The sequence below is a fragment of the Hyphobacterium sp. genome (assembly GCF_043584775.1).
Taxonomy (GTDB): Bacteria; Pseudomonadota; Alphaproteobacteria; order Caulobacterales; family Maricaulaceae; genus Hyphobacterium.
The window spans coordinates 1,769,308-1,788,220 of sequence record NZ_CP121327.1 but is presented as its reverse complement, the minus strand read 5'-3'; the positions used below and the strand labels follow the sequence as shown (position 1 = coordinate 1,788,220).

At 59.3% G+C, this 18,913-nt stretch carries 21 protein-coding genes; 16 read left to right on the top strand and 5 right to left on the bottom strand.

Going from position 1 to position 18,913, the window contains the following annotated elements:
• Positions 1 to 8: 8 nt before the first annotated feature.
• Genes P0D52_RS08920 through P0D52_RS08910 form a run of 3 tightly spaced genes read right to left on the bottom strand, consistent with a single transcriptional unit; the run spans position 9 to position 2,481 of the window.
• Entirely contained in the window at positions 9 to 1,265 is a 1,257-nt protein-coding gene (locus P0D52_RS08920) for an ABC transporter permease (protein ID WP_394692312.1), read from the bottom strand.
• A complete protein-coding gene (locus P0D52_RS08915) occupies positions 1,262 to 1,963 on the bottom strand; it encodes an ATP-binding cassette domain-containing protein (protein WP_394692311.1) in 702 nt (233 codons plus the stop codon). Before P0D52_RS08915 ends, P0D52_RS08920 begins: the two co-directional genes overlap by 4 nt.
• Positions 1,960 to 2,481 (bottom strand): DUF2796 domain-containing protein, encoded by a 522-nt coding sequence (locus P0D52_RS08910; protein ID WP_394692310.1) that lies wholly within the window; start codon positions 2,479 to 2,481, stop codon positions 1,960 to 1,962. Before P0D52_RS08910 ends, P0D52_RS08915 begins: the two co-directional genes overlap by 4 nt.
• An 87-nt stretch (positions 2,482 to 2,568) precedes the next feature.
• Between P0D52_RS08910 and P0D52_RS08905 the strand changes: the two genes are divergently transcribed.
• The gene (locus P0D52_RS08905; RefSeq protein ID WP_394692309.1) at positions 2,569 to 2,949 is read left to right on the top strand and encodes a MerC domain-containing protein; all 381 of its coding nucleotides are present in this window, start codon (positions 2,569 to 2,571) and stop codon (positions 2,947 to 2,949) included.
• Between the two features lie 230 nt (positions 2,950 to 3,179).
• Entirely contained in the window at positions 3,180 to 3,743 is a 564-nt protein-coding gene (locus P0D52_RS08900; protein WP_394692308.1) for a hypothetical protein, read from the top strand.
• Here P0D52_RS08900 and P0D52_RS08895 read toward each other — a convergent pair.
• Positions 3,740 to 5,539 (bottom strand): tetratricopeptide repeat protein, encoded by a 1,800-nt coding sequence (locus P0D52_RS08895; protein ID WP_394692307.1) that lies wholly within the window; start codon positions 5,537 to 5,539, stop codon positions 3,740 to 3,742. The two genes, P0D52_RS08900 and P0D52_RS08895, sit on opposite strands and share 4 nt — an antisense overlap.
• Positions 5,540 to 5,644: 105 nt before the next feature.
• On the opposite strand from P0D52_RS08895, the gene P0D52_RS08890 reads away from it, so the two are divergent.
• Positions 5,645 to 6,379: an SDR family NAD(P)-dependent oxidoreductase gene (locus P0D52_RS08890; RefSeq protein WP_394692306.1), complete on the top strand. Its 735-nt coding sequence runs from the start codon at positions 5,645 to 5,647 to the stop codon at positions 6,377 to 6,379.
• Between the two features lie 7 nt (positions 6,380 to 6,386).
• Here the strand turns inward: P0D52_RS08890 and P0D52_RS08885 are convergent, their stop codons facing one another.
• Positions 6,387 to 7,316 (bottom strand): LysR family transcriptional regulator, encoded by a 930-nt coding sequence (locus P0D52_RS08885; RefSeq protein ID WP_394692305.1) that lies wholly within the window; start codon positions 7,314 to 7,316, stop codon positions 6,387 to 6,389.
• Between the two features lie 128 nt (positions 7,317 to 7,444).
• Between P0D52_RS08885 and P0D52_RS08880 the strand changes: the two genes are divergently transcribed.
• The 13 genes from P0D52_RS08880 to P0D52_RS08820 all read left to right on the top strand — a co-directional run bounded on the left by P0D52_RS08880 (position 7,445) and on the right by P0D52_RS08820 (position 18,891).
• Complete coding sequence (locus P0D52_RS08880; RefSeq protein ID WP_394692304.1) at positions 7,445 to 7,972, top strand: phosphoribosyl-AMP cyclohydrolase; 528 nt, start codon at positions 7,445 to 7,447, stop codon at positions 7,970 to 7,972.
• Between the two features lie 159 nt (positions 7,973 to 8,131).
• Positions 8,132 to 8,518 (top strand): flagellar biosynthesis repressor FlbT, encoded by a 387-nt coding sequence (flbT, locus tag P0D52_RS08875; protein ID WP_394692303.1) that lies wholly within the window; start codon positions 8,132 to 8,134, stop codon positions 8,516 to 8,518.
• The gene (flaF, locus tag P0D52_RS08870; protein ID WP_394692302.1) at positions 8,518 to 8,898 is read left to right on the top strand and encodes a flagellar biosynthesis regulator FlaF; all 381 of its coding nucleotides are present in this window, start codon (positions 8,518 to 8,520) and stop codon (positions 8,896 to 8,898) included. The genes flbT and flaF overlap by 1 nt, the downstream gene beginning before the upstream one ends.
• A 100-nt stretch (positions 8,899 to 8,998) precedes the next feature.
• Positions 8,999 to 10,144 carry a helix-turn-helix transcriptional regulator gene (locus P0D52_RS08865; RefSeq protein ID WP_394692301.1) on the top strand — a complete coding sequence of 382 codons (1,146 nt, stop codon included), beginning with the start codon at positions 8,999 to 9,001 and terminating at the stop codon, positions 10,142 to 10,144.
• A gap of 130 nt (positions 10,145 to 10,274) precedes the next feature.
• The gene (locus P0D52_RS08860; RefSeq protein ID WP_394692300.1) at positions 10,275 to 10,991 is read left to right on the top strand and encodes a DUF4386 domain-containing protein; all 717 of its coding nucleotides are present in this window, start codon (positions 10,275 to 10,277) and stop codon (positions 10,989 to 10,991) included.
• Between the two features lie 313 nt (positions 10,992 to 11,304).
• Complete coding sequence (locus P0D52_RS08855; RefSeq protein WP_394692299.1) at positions 11,305 to 12,138, top strand: flagellin; 834 nt, start codon at positions 11,305 to 11,307, stop codon at positions 12,136 to 12,138.
• Positions 12,139 to 12,450: 312 nt separating this feature from the next.
• Complete coding sequence (locus P0D52_RS08850) at positions 12,451 to 13,275, top strand: flagellin (protein WP_394692298.1); 825 nt, start codon at positions 12,451 to 12,453, stop codon at positions 13,273 to 13,275.
• Between the two features lie 101 nt (positions 13,276 to 13,376).
• On the top strand, positions 13,377 to 14,201 hold the full coding sequence (locus P0D52_RS08845) for a flagellin (protein WP_394692297.1): 825 nt from the start codon (positions 13,377 to 13,379) through the stop codon (positions 14,199 to 14,201).
• Positions 14,202 to 14,302: 101 nt separating this feature from the next.
• Positions 14,303 to 15,127: a flagellin gene (locus P0D52_RS08840; protein ID WP_394692296.1), complete on the top strand. Its 825-nt coding sequence runs from the start codon at positions 14,303 to 14,305 to the stop codon at positions 15,125 to 15,127.
• Between the two features lie 118 nt (positions 15,128 to 15,245).
• Positions 15,246 to 15,605, top strand: coding sequence for a flagellar protein FlaG (locus tag P0D52_RS08835; RefSeq protein WP_394692295.1), 360 nt, complete (start codon positions 15,246 to 15,248; stop codon positions 15,603 to 15,605).
• Positions 15,606 to 15,818: 213 nt separating this feature from the next.
• Positions 15,819 to 16,652, top strand: a complete 834-nt coding sequence (locus P0D52_RS08830; RefSeq protein WP_394692294.1) for a flagellin — start codon at positions 15,819 to 15,821, stop codon at positions 16,650 to 16,652.
• Between the two features lie 86 nt (positions 16,653 to 16,738).
• Complete coding sequence (pseC, locus tag P0D52_RS08825; RefSeq protein WP_394692293.1) at positions 16,739 to 17,905, top strand: UDP-4-amino-4,6-dideoxy-N-acetyl-beta-L-altrosamine transaminase; 1,167 nt, start codon at positions 16,739 to 16,741, stop codon at positions 17,903 to 17,905.
• Positions 17,902 to 18,891, top strand: a complete 990-nt coding sequence (locus P0D52_RS08820) for a hypothetical protein (RefSeq protein ID WP_394692292.1) — start codon at positions 17,902 to 17,904, stop codon at positions 18,889 to 18,891. Before pseC ends, P0D52_RS08820 begins: the two co-directional genes overlap by 4 nt.
• The last annotated feature ends 22 nt before the right edge of the window (positions 18,892 to 18,913 follow it).

Genomic DNA, 18,913 nt, shown 5'->3' with positions numbered 1-18,913 from the left:
GTTATTGTTTACAGCCTGATCGACAACCCGTCAGACAAGGCATTTCTCAGCGCCCGCACAGCGGGCCAAACGCCCATGGTGGCACCGGCAAAGGGCATAATCACAAGTAACCAGGCTTCCAGCAGGCCAAGGCCGGCCGGCAGGCTGATCCCGTAACGTTGTGATATTATAACGCCAAGGCCGGCAAAAGCGAGATTGGCGATCACAATACCCAGCGCCGTTCCGATCAAAGCGACCATGGCGGCTTCGACGATCAGCAAAAGGAAAATGTCGCTGGGCCGGGCGCCGGTTGCACGAATGACGGCCATTTCCCGGCGCCGTTCATTGATGCTGGCGGACAGTGCGGTGAGAATGCCGGTCAGCCCGACCAGTACCACCAGAATGGAGATCGCCCAGAAGGCGCGCTCTGCGACGCCGATGACTTGCCAGAGCTGGCCGAGCGCCACTCCCGGCATGATCGCCGACAGGGCCTCGCCCTGATAGGTGTTGATGTCGCGCTGCAAACGCAGGATCTGCACCGGAGATGATACGCCGACAAAAATGGCCGTGACACTTTCCGGCGTCAGCTCGTCGTCACCGGCGACGCTGGCTGGCGCCGACGTGGGGGCCATGCCCGTCTGCCATCCACCATGAATGACTTCGATGCTGCCCAGTGAAACATGCACGGACCGGTCAACCGGTGTGCCGGTCGGCGCAAGAATGCCCACGACGCGGAACTCATGTCCGGTGTGCTCGGAAAAACTGACATCACCGATCCCGTGCGACAGCGTGATTTCGGTCTCGAGATCATAGTCCAGCTGGGCCGCAACCTCCGCGCCGAGAACGACTTCATAAATGCCGGCAAAAGGACCGCCTTGCGCAAAGGAAAGCGATTGGTCCTGACCATAGCCATAATGGTCAAAATAGGATGGTTGTGTGCCCACGACGCGATAGCCGCGATGGCTGTCACCGAGTGAGATCGGAACCGCCCACTCCACATTCGGCGCGGTCGCTATCAGCTCATAGGTTTCCCAGCTGACATTCGCCGTCGGGTCTCCCAGACGGAAAACCGAATACAACAGCAAATTCACCGAGCCGCCCCGCGCGCCCACAATCAGATCTGTTCCCGATATGGTGGAGTTGAAGCTTTCGCGTACGCCGTCGCGGATTTTCTCAACGCCCAGGAAAAGGGTGATGCTGAGACTGATGGAAAGCAGGGTCAGCAGGATCGACACCTTGCGATTGGCAAGGCTCTTCATCGCGAGCAGGAGCAGGGGAAATCTCATGCGGCCGCCTTCACCTGATTGATTTCGCGAAGGTCAATCGACCGGGAGAACCGGGCTTTCAGCGTCTGGTCATGGCTGACGAATAACAGCGCGGCATCGGCCTTCTCACATTCCTCGGAAAGCAGGTCGAGAAAGGCATCCCGCGCTTCGTGATCCAGCGCGGACGTCGGTTCATCCGCGATCACCAGACCGGGACTGCCGATCAGGGCGCGCGCCGCGGCGACGCGCTGTTGCTGGCCGACGCTCAATTCCAGTGTCGGCTTTCGCGCATGGTCGCCATCCAGTCCGAGACGGTCGAGGAGGCGCAGGGCTTCTTCGCGCAACGACCGCCCCGTCGCTTCGACGGTCTTTCGCCGCGCCGCCGAAAACAGGGTTGGCAGGGTCACATTCTCGATCGGACTGAGATAGGGCAGCAGGTTAAAGAGCTGGAAAATCACGCCCATATGATCCGCGCGGAAAGCATCGCGCCGGGAGGGTCCCAGCAAATCCATGCGCTCGCCGAATAGGCTGAACTCGCCGGTTTGAGGACGCGTCACGCCGGCAATCAGTCCCAGAAATGTGCTCTTGCCGGAGCCACTGGGGCCAATCAGCAATGCGTGTTCGCGGGCCGCAAGCTCGAACGACGGGATTGATAGCAATGGCGGGCGAGCCGGCCATGCAAATTCAAGATGGCTGACAGAAATGGCAGGTGCGGTCATCGCGGGAATGGGTAGCGGCTTCTTTCTTCTGTCAACTCAAACCCGATTTGCCGCGAGGAATCAACGAAAACGCTCTCCAGCTCTTCCAGACGGGCAAAGTGAGCAAACAGCGTGGTTGAGACTTCGTCTATCTCGGCGCTACCGGAACACTGGAAGACATAGTGCACCTCGACATCGTGATGGCCCGAATCGTCATGCCCGGATCCATGGTGGCCATCACTTTCATGTCCGTCATCGTCACCGATTTCTGCCGAGAGCAGCTGACAGTCAGCGCGCGCGGAGAAGGAGAAAACCTCACCGCCCAGAACATCTCGCGCATCCGAAATGGCCTGACGCTCGGCGTCGGTCCGCGGGCTGCGTTCGAAACCCCAGAGGGACTCGGCAGGGATCTCCAGAATGATCTCGACACGGCCATTATCCTCGGCAGCCATCATGGCGCTTCCGTGGCCATGGACGTGAACATCGCCCTGGAGGCCGGTCGTCGAAAGGGCTGTCGTCAGGAAAAAGGTAAGGCTCATCAAAGACACCATTGTGCGGGAATGAGGTTGATATCGTATATGTTATAACATAACAAAACACCCTGTCATCTTACAGGAATGCAATCCGTGACATCATCCCGCTCCGTGTCGCCTGTCGCAACGTCATTTTATGATCGCCTGGGTATCGGCGTGTCGGGCTTGTGTGTTCTGCACTGTCTGGCAACGCCGCTTCTGGTTGCTCTGGCGCCGGGCCTGTTCTGGTTCGAGAACGAATGGATCCATCTCGGCTTTGCAACAATGGCGGCGGGCTTTCTCCTGCTCGCCATGCGCCAGTGGCGGCGCGATCGCACGGGTATCATCGTGCGCCTGCTGGGAGTGACAGCGGTCGCAGGCCTGTTTGGCGCGGCGCTGGCGGACATCGCAGAAGCGATGGAACAGGCCGCAACGATCGCTTCTGCCCTGCTCCTGAGCATCTCCCACATTATCGGATCGCGCTGCCGGCACTGAACCGGGTGGTATCAAATCGCACCTGACGCGGCTTGCCGGGGTGGATCAACTTATTGTCATTGGCCTGAATGTGGAATGCGGTTCTAATTTGTTGGCGATAACGGGGTGAAATGTTCTATCTTCTGGCTGGCAGGCAAGAATTTGTCCGGGTCGACTTTTCGTACCCGTGCGCCAGACGAGCCATTCGTTTCTCCCTTTGAGATGACGCCTTGTTCGAAAGGAAGGATCTGATGAAAGCGCCAAGAAACATTATTTCAGCTCTAGCCATCTCCAGTTGCGTGGCGTTTTCAACGAATGCCCTAGCGGACGACATGCCACCCGAGCCGACCGCTCAATATGACTTCCTGCTGGGCGATTGGGATCTGGAAGCAGCCACCATGTTGCCGGATCAGACACTGTTGCCGGGTTCGGGCGTCATGAATGTCTATGTAGTTCACGAGGGTCACACGCTCCAGGCCGACATGCGGGTCGAGTTCGAGAATGGAACCGGTTTCATCGGCTCGACCATGCGGACCTATGACCCGGTGAACGAAAACTGGGCGGTCTCCTGGATACCTGCGGGCTCCCAGGCCTCCGCCGGGGCGACCGCCGTCTGGCAGGAGGACCGCATGGTTGAAACCTGGCCGACCGGTCAGGATCAATTCGGCCCGTTCGAAACCACGCTGACATTCTCGGACATTACCGAGGACCGTTTTGTCGTCTCGCAGGACTATCGCTACGTCAATGGCCCGGTGATCGAGGGTGTCTGGCAATATGTGGCGACGCGCCGAGATGTAACCGTTATCGAAGACTAAGCCGCCTTCGCGCGCTTCACCTGTCCGGTGAGGTCCGCCGCGATGGCGTTCATCGGGGTGGCCCAGTCGCCAAACGTCTTGCCGTGGAAGAGGCGGGCGGTGGGATACCAGGGCAGGCCGTCACTGCCGAGTTTTGACCAGCCTTGCGCGGTCGGGGTGGCAATGAGAGCCTCGCCGCCCACCGCACAGGTCAGGTTCGCCGTCGCATTCATCGGACCGACAATCACGTCCAGCGCCTTGCCGAGCGCGGCGACGCCATCAAGATCCATTTTGAGATCGATATCAGCAGGCTGGTGGATTTTGACGCCGAATTCCTTTTCCGCCCGGGCCAAATCATCCTCGACCTCGCCATATTGCAGATTGACGAGAGTGATGCCGGGCAGGTTCAACACCGGCTTCCAGGTTTCAAAAGCCGAGAAATATTTCTGGCGCTTCGCCGTCATTTTTAGTGATTTCCAGAGCAGGCCGACTTTCAGTCCGCCGCCGAGTTTTGACAGCTCGGCTTGCCAGTGGGCCACCTGTTCCGGATCGGCGGTCAGAAAGCCGGGCGTTTCCGGAAAGGCGTCCAGTGAAGACCGAAATGCCCGCGCGGCATTGCCCATCGGGAACCAGAGATCGGCCGCCGGCTTGTCCTTGATCACGCTTTCTGCCACGCGCCAGTCGCGGCCTTCGACGCGTGCCGAGGCATGGGCCTCGATCATCAGGCCGGGGAAGCTGCGCCGGAAGAGCGGCAGCAGGCGTTTCTCGCAGGCAATGCGCAATTCACCGTCCGGGCCGATGGCCTCGATGACATCGCGCGCCGTGTTCATGAACATGACTTCGTCGCCCAGTCCCTGCTCGCCGACCATGACGACGGTCTTGCCTTTCAGGGCTGCGGGGTCGGTCCCGTCCCAGCGCGGCAGGCTGATTTCAAACAGGGTGGCGTCCTTGTAATCCGGGTCCAGCCGCACGGCATATTCCGCCCAGCCGCGTTCCAGATCGCCCACGCCGAGATAGGAGAGCGAGCGGCCATGGCGCATGATCGCCTGGTCTTTCAGGCTGGTCGTGACCGCCAGCGCCTTGTCAAAAGCCTCGATCGAGGCGCGGGAATCGCCGACCAGATCGTGCGCATAGGCCAGATTGTTCCAGGCCCGCGCAAATTCCGGATTGATGCGCAGGCTTTCCTGATAAAAGGTCGCGGCCTGCACCGGATCACCGGATTCAATCAGCACCGTGCCCAGCGCATTCCAGAGATCGAAATGTTCGGGATTGGCATAGATGGTGGTCCGCAACAGCTCAACCGCGTCATCAAACTTGCCCTGATCGCGCAAAATGCCCGCGAGATTGATCGTGCCATCGACATTGCCCGGCTGCATGCGCAGGAAAATCCGCAGGAATTTCTCGGCCACGGGCAGCATGTCCAGCTTCCAGGCCGTCATCGCCAGTGACTGATAGATATCCGGCGAATTGGGGTCCTTGTTCAGGGCGCGTTCGTAGAAGGTGAGCGCCACGGAAAGCCGGCCCAGCTCTTCCAGTGCAACACCCATCACATGATTGGCGAGCGCGCTTTCCGGGTCCATGTCCAGCGCCCGCATAGCCAGCTTGGCGGCGGGCGCGCCATGGCCGGAATGCGCCAGCTTCACCGCGCGTTTCAGGATTTCCGCCATCTTGCGCAATTTCTTGCGCTCGGCCGGACTGGCGCGTTCGATCGCCCCCTTGAAGTCCGGCCCGGTATCGACTTTTGCCGCATCGGTCAGGTCGCGCTTGGCGGCTTCTTCGGGTTTGGCCAGCAAGTCATCAAGTTTCAGGTCGGACATCAAGCGCTCCGGAAATTACAGAATTCCTGCCCAGCAAGGCCTGCTTCGCTTGATGCCGGGTTAACGCGCGCTAGCTGCTGTCAGGACAGATCGAGGGATAAGCGAATGCTGGAAAATCTGCCGGAAAATTACCGCGCCGTTGTCTTCGGAGCGAGTGGCGGCATCGGCGCGGCTATGGTCGCCGCACTTGCCGATGATCCCCGCTGCGCCGGGCTTTGGGCCGGGGCGCGGAACGCTCCTGAAAATGATGATAAAATAACCGGTTTTGCCTTCGACCTGAGTGATGAAGCCTCCATAGAAGCAGCAGCCGAAGCTATCGGGCAGGACGGTCCGGTTCATCTTGTTCTGGTCACGACCGGCATATTGCACACCGACACCTTCGGCCCGGAGCGCAGCTGGCGCGAGCTGGATGCGGCCACTATGGCGGAGGTCTTCGCCCTCAACACCATTGGTCCGGCGCTGATTGCCAAACACCTGCTGGATCTGATGCCGCGCGATGAAGCGGCGATCTTTGCCGCGCTGTCGGCGCGGGTCGGGTCGATTGGCGATAATCGCCTCGGTGGCTGGCACAGCTACCGTTCCTCAAAGGCGGCGCTCAACATGCTGATCCGCAACTTCGCCATCGAGCTCGGCCGCAAGCGCAAGCAGGCCATTTGTGTGGGCCTCCACCCCGGCACGGTCGATACCGGCCTGTCGGAGCCCTTCCAACGCGGCGTGCCGGAGGGCAAGCTGTTCACGCCTGAATACTCTGCGGAAAAACTGCTGGGTGTGCTGTCCGGCCTGGAGGCGTCGGACAGCGGCCAGGCTTTCGCCTGGGACGGGCAGGTCATTGCATGGTGATGGCCGGCTAGAACTGAAACCGGGGAATACGTGACATCCGGATGTTTGTTTTTTCCGCGATCATCTCCTCGGCCAGCCGCTTGTAGAATGATGTGTTCGGTTCCGATGACCGCCAGTAGAGATAGACCGGGTGTATGGCGGCTGGATCATCAATCCGGCGCACCCGCAGCGAGGGATCGCGGATGGCTTCCCCGAGTGCATACAGGCTGGGCAGAATGGCAATGCCATCGCCACTCACCGCAAGCTGGCGGATCGCATCCAGGCTGGCCCCGCTATATTCCGGGCTGATCGTTGCGCCGGCTTTTGCCGCCAGATCGCGGACGATCCGGGCCAGGTGAAAGTCGAATGACAGGGTCAGAATCTGGCGCCCGCACAACTCGGAAAGCGGGCACGGGGCGTCGCTGGCCATCAGCGGATCGTCGGGATGGCTGCAAAACCACAGCGTTTCGTCAAAAAGCGGCAGGCGTTCCAGCCCGGCGGCGTCGCTGGCCGACGCGATAACGAAATCCAGATCCCCGGAATTCAGCCGGCTGGTCAGTTCCGTCGATGGGCCTTCGGTCAGGGAAATCCGGACATCCGGCAGGCGGGTCTGCAGACGCTCGCGAAAACTGGGCATGAAATACGCCCCGACCGAGGGCAGAACGCCAGCCTGCAATCGCACCCGCGCATCACCGGCCAGCAATTTTGCTTCAGCGCGAAAGGTCCGCGCCGCATCCAGTGTCTTGCGCGCCGCATCCAGCAGGCTGTCGCCTTCGCGGGTGAGTGCCACGCGGCGCGAGGTGCGCTGGAACAGCGCCAGTCCCAGCTCGGCTTCGAGCACGGCAATCTGTTTGGACAGGCTGGGCTGTGTGACATGCAGGGTCTTGGCCGCCGGCCCGAACGCACCGGCTTCGGCGACAGCGACAAAATATTGCAATTGCCTCAGCGTGGGGCGCATGGACCATCAGCCTCTCGATCAATGCCTTCAGGTTATCGATCGCGGGCATAAATTCCATTGGTAATGTCACAGACACCTTCCTATTTCGGCTCGCGGAAGTTCACAGCCAGCTAAGAAGGACTTGGCGCATGAAAAAAATGATCCTCTCCGCATTCGTTGCCAGCGCAGCCCTGGTGCCCGCCGCTTTTGCAAGCGATGCCATCACGGCCGAAGAAGTCGCCGCCGCCCAGCAAGCCTGGGGTGAAGGCATTGTTGCCATCGGGGCCGCTTACACGGCAGGAGAAGACTACACCGCCGCGGCAACCGCCCATATCGAGCGCTTCTACGCCTATGGCGAGCATGACGTACTGTTCAAGCCGACCCTGGCTGCTGAAGACCAGTTCCGCGGCGATTTTGACGAAGCGCTGTCCTACTTTGTCGGTGGCGATATCGCCGAAGATGGCGGTTTCGCGATTGCGCCCTACACGAATGTTCGTTGGGAAAACGAGGGCACCATCATCGATGAAGACAGCGCCATGTCCATGGGCAATTATTTCTTCACCACCACCGAAGGCAATGAAGTGAAAGTGGAATACAGCTTCGGCTATGTGCGCGGTGAAGACGGCGAGCTGCAGATCGTCCTGCACCACTCCTCGCTCCCCTTCAGCCCCAACTAGAACGCGGCATCTGCCGTACGTCTCGACGTGTGCCGGGCATCAGCCGATGCCCGGCACATTTCTTTTCGGGGCTTTGCACACTGGCGAAACGCTTTCTAAACCTTGCCCGGCTTAGCTTGCCCCAACGCACCGGTTTCAGGTGCGAGGAGGGGAAGGCGAATGCCGCTCAAATTGTCATTGAAACCCGGCGAGAAATTCGTGCTCAATGGCGCCGTCATGCAGAATGGCGACCGCCGCGCGACGCTGGTTTTGCAGAACAAGGCCTCGGTCCTGCGCGAAAAGGACATCATGCATGAGCGCGATGTCACCACGCCGGCGCGCCGCGTCTATTTCCCGATCATGGTCATGTATCTGTCCGACAAGCCGGACGACAAGGCGTATGACGAGTTCGTCCTGCGCATGACCGAATTCATGAATGCGATCTCGTCCCCGGAGGTGCTCCAGCAATGCGTCTCGGTTTCCCGCGATGTCATGGCCGGCGAGCATTACAAGGCGTTGATCCGCTGCCGCAAACTGATCGAATATGAAGACGAGAGGCTGAAATAGTGTCTCTGAATGCCTATCAGAACGCCGCGACGCGGGCCGAAGATCCGCGCTCGACAGAGTATCGTCTGTTTGCGCAGGTGACGCGCTCGCTCATCAATGCCAGCCAGGCTGATGTCCTCGACATGAAAACGCGCTCCGAAGCGCTCGACTGGAATCGCCGTGTCTGGAGCGCCTTTGCCATTGATTGCGCGGAATCCGACAACAAGCTGCCGGAGGGCCTGCGTGCCGCGATTATCTCGCTGTCGATATTTGTCTCGAAGCACTCCTCCGCCGTCATGCGCGAGGGCGCGGACATCGACATATTGATCGAGATCAACAAGACCATTATGCAGGGGCTTCAGCCCCAGACTCAAGCCGCGCCGGAACCTGTGGCGGGCTAGGGCGTGGCGGTAGTCTAGCCGTTCGTTGTCCGTCAGTGCGAGATCGCTTTGACCGGATCAGTGATTGCGCTGAGCCGTAATCCGTTGAAACATAACCACCATGTCCGACACATTCCTGACAATCGCCTACGCCATCGCATCCGGTTCCATCGCCTTTGCGTTTGTTCAGGCCTTGAGCCAATCAGGTCAGCGGCGGGACCGTATCTTTTTCTTCGGCGCAGTATTGATAACGCTTCTCATACACGTGCTCGGCCAGCTCCTCATCATTTCCGGAGCCTATGAGCTCGCGCCGCATCTTGTCGGTGTGGATTCCGTGATCAAGATGGCGCTGGGCCCGGCCGTCTTTTTCTATACCCGCGCTCTGGTTTCGCCGGAAAGACCACGTTTTGGCCGCCTTGATTGGCTATGGCTTCTCGGCCCGGCACTCATCATTCTGGTCTGGATTCCTTTCGGAGCATTAAGCGCCGAAGAGAAGCTGGCGCTGGTGGACCCCGCGACACGGAATCCCGTTCATTTCCGGATGGCGATATTCACCTGTACGGCATCTCTTGTCGTCTTTATCGGCTTTACGGCGATTTATCTTGTTGCGGCCTTGAGGCTCCAGATGCGTCATCGACGCACCATGATGGCGCAATTCGCGAATATCGAACGCAAATCCCTCGACTGGCTCCGCGCCATTCTTTTGGTCTTCGCGGTCGCGTGGTTGTTTTTCGCCATCAAGCAGGTGCTCTGGGTAACAGGAACCTCGATCCCCGCCTTCAATCTCGCCCTGGCCTATACAGAGACGTTTGCCATCGCGGCTTTCGCCTATCTCGGCCTGCAGCAACCCGATTTGCTTTTTGAGCAGATATCCAAAGCCCAGACACGGCAGCCCATCCTGTCCGACGAACGCATGAGCCGCACCGCCGCCAAGCTGATCAGCGCCCTGAATACAGACAGGCTCCATGCGGATAGCGAGCTGTCACTTCGCACGCTCTCTGATATCACCGGAGTCACCAAGAACCATATTTCCGAAACGCTCTCCCAGCATCTCGGCGTCAACTTTTTTGACTTTGTGAACAGTCATCGAGCCGACGAAGCCCGGCGTTTACTGGAGGAGACCGATCTCTCCATTCTCGAGATTGCTCTGGAGGTCGGTTTCAATTCCCGATCAACCTTCAATGCCGCCTTCAAGAAACATGTCGGCGCACCGCCGAGCACGTATCGCGAAAACGCCCGTCGCACGCATTCGCTCGACGCGGCATAGGCGATAGCCTGATCATTGCGATGTCCGAATGGCCCCATTCGGACGACAGCCAAGCTGACCTCCGTCACTTTCTGATCACCGGGATCAAACCCGGTCTGGATCATTGATTGTTCGAAGGAGGCGCAACGCCATGCTTACACAACACACCGAAAAAGCCGCCCGCCGAATGGCTCGGTTGGCCGGCTTGTCTTACGTCATCTATACATTGGCCGGCCTCTACATCACCTTCGGGCCTATTCCATCACTCAGCGCGCTTTCAGGTGAAAGTGCGGCGTCGCAGTCTCTCGAATTCCTGTTCCGGACAAGTTTTCTGGCCGAGGCAGTGATGTACACCTTCGTCTGTATTTCAGCGGCGGCGATGTATGTCGTCCTGAAACCATTGAGCCAGGGTGGGGCCATGACGGCAGCATTCTGTCGGCTGATCGAGGCCGCAATGGGCGCAGCTTTCATCATCTTTAAATATGCGGCTTTTGCGGCAGTGGTGAACCCGGAACTGAGTGCAGGTTTCTCAGGCGAGGAGCAAAACGCCCTCGTGATGTTCCTGCGCGATGTCTATGGCTCGGCGATCTACTTTCTGCTGATCCCGATGGCCGTTGGCGGCGTCATCTTCTTTGCCCTGTTCTTCCGCTCGCGCTTCATTCCGCGCTGGCTGTCCGCCTGGGGCATTCTGACCTATGCCGTGATCGGCACTTTGGCAGGGTCGATCGTATTGTATCCGGCTCTGGCAGAGCAGGTCATGCTCTTCTTCGTGCCGGGCGCTCTGTTCGAATGGGTGCTTGCGCTGTGGCTGCTCTTTGCGGGCATCAACACAAAACACTGTGTGCCAAAGCCATCAGCCAACGATTAGGCGTGATTGCCGGCGCGTCGTGCCTGCCACGATGCATTGCCCTGCCCACGTTCAGTGCCACTGAGCGTGGGCAATTTCGTGAACCAAGCTAGGCGAGACCTGCCTTATCGGCACAGATTGCCGCCTTCTGACGTGACACTTATTGCCGGGTGGGCAAGTTGAAGCCTACAAGGCGCTGAAAATAAAGATAAAAGAGCCGTGGGTCGCTGTTCGCCCGTGGCGCGTTTCTTGCGCCTTCGCTGGCAGGACAAAACGTCCTGGAGACTCCGCAAAAGGCGGGGTCATTTCACTTCCAGAACGGAGGAACCCCATAATGACTCTTTCAGTCAACACAAACCCAGGTGCGATGATCGCACTGCAGAATCTGAACAAGACCAATATGCAGCTTGAGCAGACCCAGTCGCGCATCAATACCGGCCTCGAAGTGGCCGGTGCAAAGGACAATGGCGGCATCTATGCCATTGCCCAGCGGATGCGTTCGCAGGTGAGCGGCTATGGTGCCGTCACCGACTCGCTGAACCGGGCGATATCCTCCGTGGATGTTGCGCTCGCGGCAGGCGAGGCGATCTCTGATCTCATCATCGAGATGAAAGAGAAGGCGCTGGCAGGGGCTGACACATCTCTGGATACGGCCTCGCGGACCGCCTTGAACGAAGACTTCACGGCCCTGCGCGACCAGATCAAGACGATTGTCGCCAATGCCGAATTCAACGGGACCAATTTGCTCAACAACTCGACAGCGCAGATCACCGCACTGGCGAATGCGGACGGGTCGAACACGATCACGGTGCAAGACGAGAACTTTGTTCTGGGAGCCGGAAGCGCGCTGATCACGATTGCGTCCAATGCGTCATATTCTACGGCGACGCAGGCCGACAATATCGCGAGCCAGCTCGAGACCTCGCTCGACAACGTCAATGCAGCCCTGGCACGGCTTGGTACGCAGTCGAAGGCGATTGGCATTCACAATACCTTCGTCAGCAAGCTGACCGATGCTCTGGAAACCGGGATCGGAAATCTTGTGGATGCAGATCTGGCAAAAGAAAGCGCCCGTCTTCAGTCGTTGCAGGTCAAGCAACAGCTGGGGATCCAGGCGCTGGGCATTGCCAATCAGCGGCCACAGGCGATTCTCTCCTTCTTCCAGTAAGAAGACCGGGGCCGCTCTCCACCACGGAGCGGCCCCGTTTTTTCTGAATCATTTGAATCGCTTATTGGGCGGAATCTTTGACCGCCCGGCAAAAATTTCCCCGTGAATCCGTCTTTGCCCGGCAGGTCTTGCCGACCTATATTTTGATTCGTTTTGAATGCAAGAATATTATTATCAATAATATCAATAACTAAAGCCATTCCCTAATTCGCTGGAAACTTTTTTGGCCCCGCCCTTGCTGATGAGGGGGTGGGACAGAAGTCCCTGCGGGCAAAACGCCGGCATCATGACCAGAATGGGAAGGGCCAAGAAATGGCTACAATCAACACCAATGCGGGTGCGATGATCGCCCTGCAGAACCTGAACAAGACCAATATGGAGCTTGAGCAGGTCCAGACCCGGATCAATACGGGTCTCGCAATCTCCTCCGCCAAGGATAATGGCGGCATCTATGCCATCGCTCAATCCATGCGCGCCGATGTGGCGGGTTATCGGGCTGTCGGTAATTCCATCGATCTCGCACAGTCGACGGTCGATGTGGCGCTCGCAGCGGGTGAAGCGATATCCGACATCCTCATCGAGATGAAGGAAAAGGCGCTCGCAGGGGGTGATTCATCCCTCGATGCGGCCTCGCGCACGGCGCTGAATGAAGACTTCAAGGCCTTGCGCGACCAGATTGGCACGATCGTCGCCAATGCCGAGTTCAATGGCACGAACATGATCTCCAATGGTGCGGGCAATATTTCCGCCCTCGCCAATGCAGACGGATCGAACACCATCACCGTTCAGGCCGAAGACCTGTCCTTGACAGGCACGCGTCTGACCATCTCCGCCACATCGTCTTTCGCCACGGCCACCCAGGCCGATGTGATCGCAGGACAGATCGCGACATCGCTGGACAATCTCAACGCCTCGCTGGCGCGGCTTGGAACCGGTTCAAAGTCTCTGGAGATCCACAACACATTTATCAGCAAGCTTTCCGATGCGCTTGAAAAGGGCATCGGCAATCTCGTGGACGCAGATCTCGCCAAGGAAAGTGCGCGTCTCCAGTCGCTGCAGGTCAAGCAGCAGCTGGGCATTCAGGCGCTGTCCATCGCAAACTCTGCGCCATCAGCGATCCTAGGATACTTCCGCTAAATCAGCGGGATAGCAGAATTCGATGAGGGGCAGAAGCCGCTTTTCGAATACATCGGCTGGCAAAAAGCCAGCTTAAAAACCAGAATGGAAAGGGCCAAGAAATGGCTACCATTAACACGAATGCAGGCGCGATGATCGCCCTGCAGAACCTGAACAAGACCAATATGGAATTGGAACAGGTTCAAACGCGTATCAATACCGGTCTGGCTGTCTCCTCTGCCAAGGACAATGGCGGCATTTATGCCATCGCTCAGTCCATGCGGGCAGATGTGGCTGGCTATTCGGCCGTCAGCAACTCCATCGACCTGGCCGTTTCGACGGTTGATGTCGCTCTGGCCGCTGGCGAAGCGATCTCGGATATCCTGATCGAAATGAAGGAAAAGGCCCTCGCAGGCGCCGATTCTTCGCTCGATACGGCATCCCGCACGGCTCTGAACGAAGACTTCAAGGCCCTGCGCGATCAGATCAGCACGATCGTTTCCAATGCCGAATTCAACGGCACGAATTTGATCAACAACTCGGTCGCCAGCATTTCGGCTCTGGCCAATGCGGATGGCTCCAACTCCATCACGGTGCTGGATGAAAACCTGTCGCTCGGCGGCGGTGTTGTCACCGTTGCAGCAACCGCATCCTTCGGGACGGCTGCAGCTGCCAGCACACAAGCCACTGCCATCGCCACGTCTCTGGACAATCTCAGCGCGTCCCTGGCGCGTCTGGGTACGGGCTCCAAGTCGCTCGAAATCCATAAGACTTTTGTTGGCAAGCTTTCGGACGCTCTCGAACGAGGCATCGGGAATCTCGTTGACGCGGACCTGGCAAAAGAAAGTGCCCGTCTCCAGTCGCTGCAGGTCAAGCAGCAGCTGGGCATTCAGGCGCTCTCGATCGCCAATTCGGCTCCGTCAGCGATCCTTGGATACTTCCGCTAATCCAGCGGAAGGGTGGGAATTCGGTGAACGGGAATACCCCGTGACCGGATAAATGGCCGGCAAAATGCCGGTGTCGTAACCAGAATGGGAAAGGCCAAGAAATGGCTACTATCAATACCAACGCAGGCGCAATGATCGCTCTGCAAAACCTGAACAAGACCAATATGGAATTGGAACAGGTCCAGACCCGGATCAACACTGGCCTCGCGGTCGGATCGGCAAAGGATAATGGCGGCGTGTACGCCATTGCCCAGTCGATGCGCGCTGACGTGGCAGGCTATTCGGCTGTCAGCAACTCGATCGACCTGGCCGTGTCCACAGTGGACGTGGCTCTGGCCGGTGGTGAGGCTCTGTCTGATATGCTCGTCGAGATGAAGGAAAAGGCGCTTGCTGCGGCTGACTCTTCGCTGGACGCTGCATCGCGGACCGCGCTGAACGCTGACTTCACGGCTATGCGGGATCAGCTGAAAACGATCATCGCCAACGCCGAGTTCAACGGTACCAACCTGATCGATGGTTCAACCACCGGCATTTCGGCTCTCGCCAATGCGGATGGCTCGAACAACATCACGGTTGCGGATGAAGATCTGTCGCTAGCCGGTTCGATCATCACGATCGCCACCAATGCGTCATTCACGACCGCAACCCAGGCTGACAACATTGCCAGCCAGATCGGGACGTCTCTGGATAATCTCAGCGCGTCTCTGGCGCGTCTGGGTACGGGCTCCAAGTCGCTCGAAATCCACCAGACGTTTGTTGGCAAGCTGTCGGATGCCCTGGAACGGGGTATCGGCAATCTCGTCGACGCGGATCTTGCCAAGGAAAGTGCCCGTCTCCAGTCGCTGCAGGTCAAGCAGCAGCTGGGTATTCAGGCGCTGTCCATCGCAAACTCTGCGCCGTCAGCGATCCTCGGATACTTCCGTTAATCGCGGGATTCGGGTGGCCGGAATTGAAGGGGTTCCGTTCCGGCCACCCACCCCTCGATGAAGGAGGATATCCGTTCAATCTAGGAGGTGCCGGCGGAGAACCCGTTGGCAACCCGACATGAACGAGCTGATAAAAAGTGTAACGGCGTCCACGCCAGCAGCCTTTTCAGGGCTTCCAATGGCGCAGACTCCGGTCCGCGAAACGTCGCGAAGCAGCGAACGCGAAGCCGATGGCCGGCCGGGTCCCGGCACGCCGTCCCTGAAGGAACTGGAAGCATCCATCGATCGCATGGCGGAAAAGGCGTTTGGCAATTCCCGCCTGGCCATCGAAAAACATGATGCTGCCGGTGTTTTCGTCTATCGCCTGATCGACAGCCGCAATGGCAGCGTCATGCGCCAATGGCCGAGTGAGGACTTCCTGGCCCTGCGTGAGTATTTGCGCTCGAAACAGGGCGGCCTGGTCGACGAACGCATCTGACCGTTTCCGCCCGGCAAAAGGCGGACCAGTAGGCGTAAAACAGCCCGGCAATTTTGGCCGATTGGCTGTACAGGCAAAATGCGCCCTGAATTACCCCTTGAAATATAACAGCTAATTTCTGGCCTGTTTCGGCATGCTGCTTGCGACCCCTGGTCCCGAACACCGGGTGAATTGTCTCCCGGCCCGTCCGAAGGACAATCCAAGGGGAACCGCATGACCCTCTCTATTCATACCAATGCCGCGGCCATGGTCGCGCTGCAAAACCTCAACAAGACCAATGACCAACTCGCCGATGTTCAGACCAAGCTGAATACCGGCCTTCGCGTGGGCGGCGCAAAGGACAATGCCGCCGTCTATGCCGTGGCGCAGGGGATGCGCTCGGACATTCGCGGCCTCTCGGCGGTCCAGACCAGCCTCGACCGCTCGGTTTCCATTGCCGATGTCGCGCTCGCGGCCGGAGAGGCCATCTCCGACCTTCTGGTTCAGATGCGCGAAAAAGCCACTGCCGCGATGGACCCCTCCATCGATACCTTCTCGCGGCAGGCGTATGACGCGGACTTCAAGGCGCTGATCGATCAGGTCTCGGTCATCCTTCAGAATGCAGAGTTTGACGGTGCCAATATTTTGAATGGTTCGATCACGGGCGGCATTGCCTTCCTGGCCGATGCGGACGCCTCGCGCTCCATCACCCTGCGGTCCCAGAATCTCAGCCTGTCCGGCTCGGTCATTACGATTTCGGCATCGGCAAGCCTCGGGACGGTGACGCTGTCCAGCACGGTCGTGTCGCAGATCCAGACCAGTCTCGACAATGTCAATCAGGCGCTGGCCAATCTCGGCTCCGACGCCAAGAAGATGGAAGCTCACCGGGGCTTTGTCGGCAAGCTGATGGACTCGCTCACCGAAGGCGTCGGCAATCTCGTGGATGCCGACCTCGCCAAGGAGAGCGCGCGATTACAGGCCTTGCAGGTCAAACAGCAGCTGGGCGTGCAGGCACTCTCCATCGCCAACTCCCAGCCCCAGATCATCCTCAACCTGCTTAACGGCTAGATTTGAGCAACCTCATGCGGAAAAGGGCGGCGGGCTTTTAGCTCGCCGCTTTTTCTTTTGCGCGACTCCCGTCACACATTTGATCCATGACCTCGCGCTTTTTGCCTTATGGCCGACAATGCATTGATCAGGCCGATATTGATGCGGTGACCCGCGTCCTGAAATCCGACTATCTGACCTCCGGCCCGGAAATCGAAAAATTCGAAGCTGCCATGTGCGCCGCAACCGGCGCAGCAGAAGTCGTGGCCTGTTCCAACGGCACGACCGCCCTGCACCTGGCGCTGGCGGCGCTGGGCGTGGGTGAGGGTGATATCTGCATCGTCCCGACCATCACCTTCATGGCGACCGCCAATGCCGTCCGCTATTGCGGCGGCGAGGTCGTCTTCGCCGATGTGGATCCCGATACCGGCCTGATGACGCGCGCGACGTTGGCCGATGCGATAGCGCGCCTTGAGGGTCCGGTGAAGGCCATCCTGCCGGTCCATCTGGCCGGGCAAAGCTGCGATATGGCGGCGATCGCTGATCTCGCGCGCGAAGCGAGCGCATTCATCGTCGAGGATAGTTGTCACGCCCTCGGCACGGCGCGCGGCGAGGGAATGGTCGGCGACGGGCGCTATAGCGATGCCGCGACCTTTTCTTTCCACCCGGTCAAGACGATTGCAGCGGGTGAGGGCGGGGCGGTCACCACCAATGATCCCGCGCTCGCCGAGAAAATGCGCCGCCTGCGCACCCATGGCGTTACCCGCAATCCGGACGAATTTCTTGGCGACCCATCCGAGCCCTGGCGGCAGGAATTCCATGACCTGGGCTGGAATTACCGCCTGCCGGATTTGTGCGCGGCGCTGGCCACGTCGCAATTGTCAAAGCTTGACGCCTTTGCCGCCCGCCGCCGCGCCATTGCCGACATCTATGATCGCGCCTTGCCGCGTCTGGGCGAGCATGTCCGCCCCTTCGCCCGCATGCCGGATCAGACACCGTGCTGGCATCTTTATGTCGCGCTCATTGATTTCGAGGCTCTGGGTACAAGCAGGCGCGACGTCATGAACGCCCTGCGCGAGCGCGGCGTGGGCACACAGGTGCACTACATTCCGGTCCATACACAGAAAATCTACGGCGATCACCGGCATTTCCCGGGCGCGGAGGGCTGGTATCAACGCTGCCTCACCCTGCCGATGTTTTACGACATGTCAGACGAGGACGTGCACCGCGTCGTCCGGGCGCTGGGGGATGTCCTCGGCATGAAGGCGTTATGATCTGGCTGCGCTGCAAGGCCGGGCTGAATATCGGCACCGGACATGCCGTGCGTTGCCTGTCGCTGGCGCGCGCCATTCAGGCCGAAGGCGGTGAAGCAGGCATTATCTTCGATCATGAGAATACGGCCTTTCTGACGCAGGCCGATGCCGCCAGAATTCCCGCTTTGACCGTATCACCCCGAACCACGCTTGCTGAAGAAGTGGCGGAGTTTCCGGCCGGGCCAGTCCTGGTGGACTTGTCCAACCCGCTCCTTCTGGCCCAGCTCTCCGACCTGATTGCGGCGCTTCAGGCGCAGGGACGCAAGACCGCGCTTATCGAGGGGCTCGACAAGGAAGCCTATATAGGCCCGGCCGAACCCGACCTGGTCATCACGCCCTATATCGGCGCGGAAGCCGAGACACCGCGCCCGGCAAAGCGCTGGATCGGCGGAGGACGATATGCCGTTCTGGGCCCGGAATATGAGGCGCGGCCATCGCCGCTTGATCAGCGCGATGGTGTGCTGGTCATGCTCTCCGGCTCCGACCCCTGGCACCTGACCGAGCGGGTGATCGGGGCACTGGCCGCGCGTGGCGGCGAATTGCGCATCGCCATCGGCAACAGCGTCCCACAAGACCGCGTGCGCAAACTCGCCGCCGCCATCGAGGCCATAGGGGCCATGCCCCTGATCTCGCCCGACGGTCTGTTTGATCATTTCAATGCCGCGAGAGCCTGTATTCTCGGACCGGGTCTGGCCAAATATGAAGCCGCCGCTACGGCGACACCGGCGGTCATTGTCTGCCCGGATGAACGCTATGCGGCGATGCAATCGGCCTTCATTCTTGAAGGTCTGGGCCAGCTGATCAATGGGGAAGATACCGATATGGACGCGCAATTGACCGCAGCGCTGGATCAGGCTCTGGCAGAGACGCCTGAATATCCCGGTCCCATTGACGGGCAGGGTGCCCGCCGCGTCGCCCGCGAACTCATCCGCACATTTGGCGAGTAATCGTTAAGACGAATCGCGGGAA

Bases quoted from the DNA above. Each gene is read 5' to 3' on its own strand.
- P0D52_RS08920 (WP_394692312.1), bottom strand. From the start codon at position 1,265: ATGAGATTTCCCCTGCTCCTGCTCGCGATGAAGAGCCTTGCCAATCGC.
- P0D52_RS08915 (WP_394692311.1), bottom strand. From the start codon at position 1,963: ATGACCGCACCTGCCATTTCTGTCAGCCATCTTGAATTTGCATGGCCG.
- P0D52_RS08910 (WP_394692310.1), bottom strand. From the start codon at position 2,481: ATGAGCCTTACCTTTTTCCTGACGACAGCCCTTTCGACGACCGGCCTC.
- P0D52_RS08900 (WP_394692308.1), top strand. From the start codon at position 3,180: ATGAAAGCGCCAAGAAACATTATTTCAGCTCTAGCCATCTCCAGTTGC.
- P0D52_RS08895 (WP_394692307.1), bottom strand. From the start codon at position 5,539: ATGTCCGACCTGAAACTTGATGACTTGCTGGCCAAACCCGAAGAAGCC.
- P0D52_RS08890 (WP_394692306.1), top strand. From the start codon at position 5,645: ATGCTGGAAAATCTGCCGGAAAATTACCGCGCCGTTGTCTTCGGAGCG.
- P0D52_RS08885 (WP_394692305.1), bottom strand. From the start codon at position 7,316: ATGCGCCCCACGCTGAGGCAATTGCAATATTTTGTCGCTGTCGCCGAA.
- P0D52_RS08880 (WP_394692304.1), top strand. From the start codon at position 7,445: ATGAAAAAAATGATCCTCTCCGCATTCGTTGCCAGCGCAGCCCTGGTG.
- flbT (WP_394692303.1), top strand. From the start codon at position 8,132: ATGCCGCTCAAATTGTCATTGAAACCCGGCGAGAAATTCGTGCTCAAT.
- P0D52_RS08865 (WP_394692301.1), top strand. From the start codon at position 8,999: ATGTCCGACACATTCCTGACAATCGCCTACGCCATCGCATCCGGTTCC.
- P0D52_RS08860 (WP_394692300.1), top strand. From the start codon at position 10,275: ATGCTTACACAACACACCGAAAAAGCCGCCCGCCGAATGGCTCGGTTG.
- P0D52_RS08855 (WP_394692299.1), top strand. From the start codon at position 11,305: ATGACTCTTTCAGTCAACACAAACCCAGGTGCGATGATCGCACTGCAG.
- P0D52_RS08850 (WP_394692298.1), top strand. From the start codon at position 12,451: ATGGCTACAATCAACACCAATGCGGGTGCGATGATCGCCCTGCAGAAC.
- P0D52_RS08845 (WP_394692297.1), top strand. From the start codon at position 13,377: ATGGCTACCATTAACACGAATGCAGGCGCGATGATCGCCCTGCAGAAC.
- P0D52_RS08840 (WP_394692296.1), top strand. From the start codon at position 14,303: ATGGCTACTATCAATACCAACGCAGGCGCAATGATCGCTCTGCAAAAC.
- P0D52_RS08835 (WP_394692295.1), top strand. From the start codon at position 15,246: ATGAACGAGCTGATAAAAAGTGTAACGGCGTCCACGCCAGCAGCCTTT.
- P0D52_RS08830 (WP_394692294.1), top strand. From the start codon at position 15,819: ATGACCCTCTCTATTCATACCAATGCCGCGGCCATGGTCGCGCTGCAA.
- pseC (WP_394692293.1), top strand. From the start codon at position 16,739: ATGACCTCGCGCTTTTTGCCTTATGGCCGACAATGCATTGATCAGGCC.
- P0D52_RS08820 (WP_394692292.1), top strand. From the start codon at position 17,902: ATGATCTGGCTGCGCTGCAAGGCCGGGCTGAATATCGGCACCGGACAT.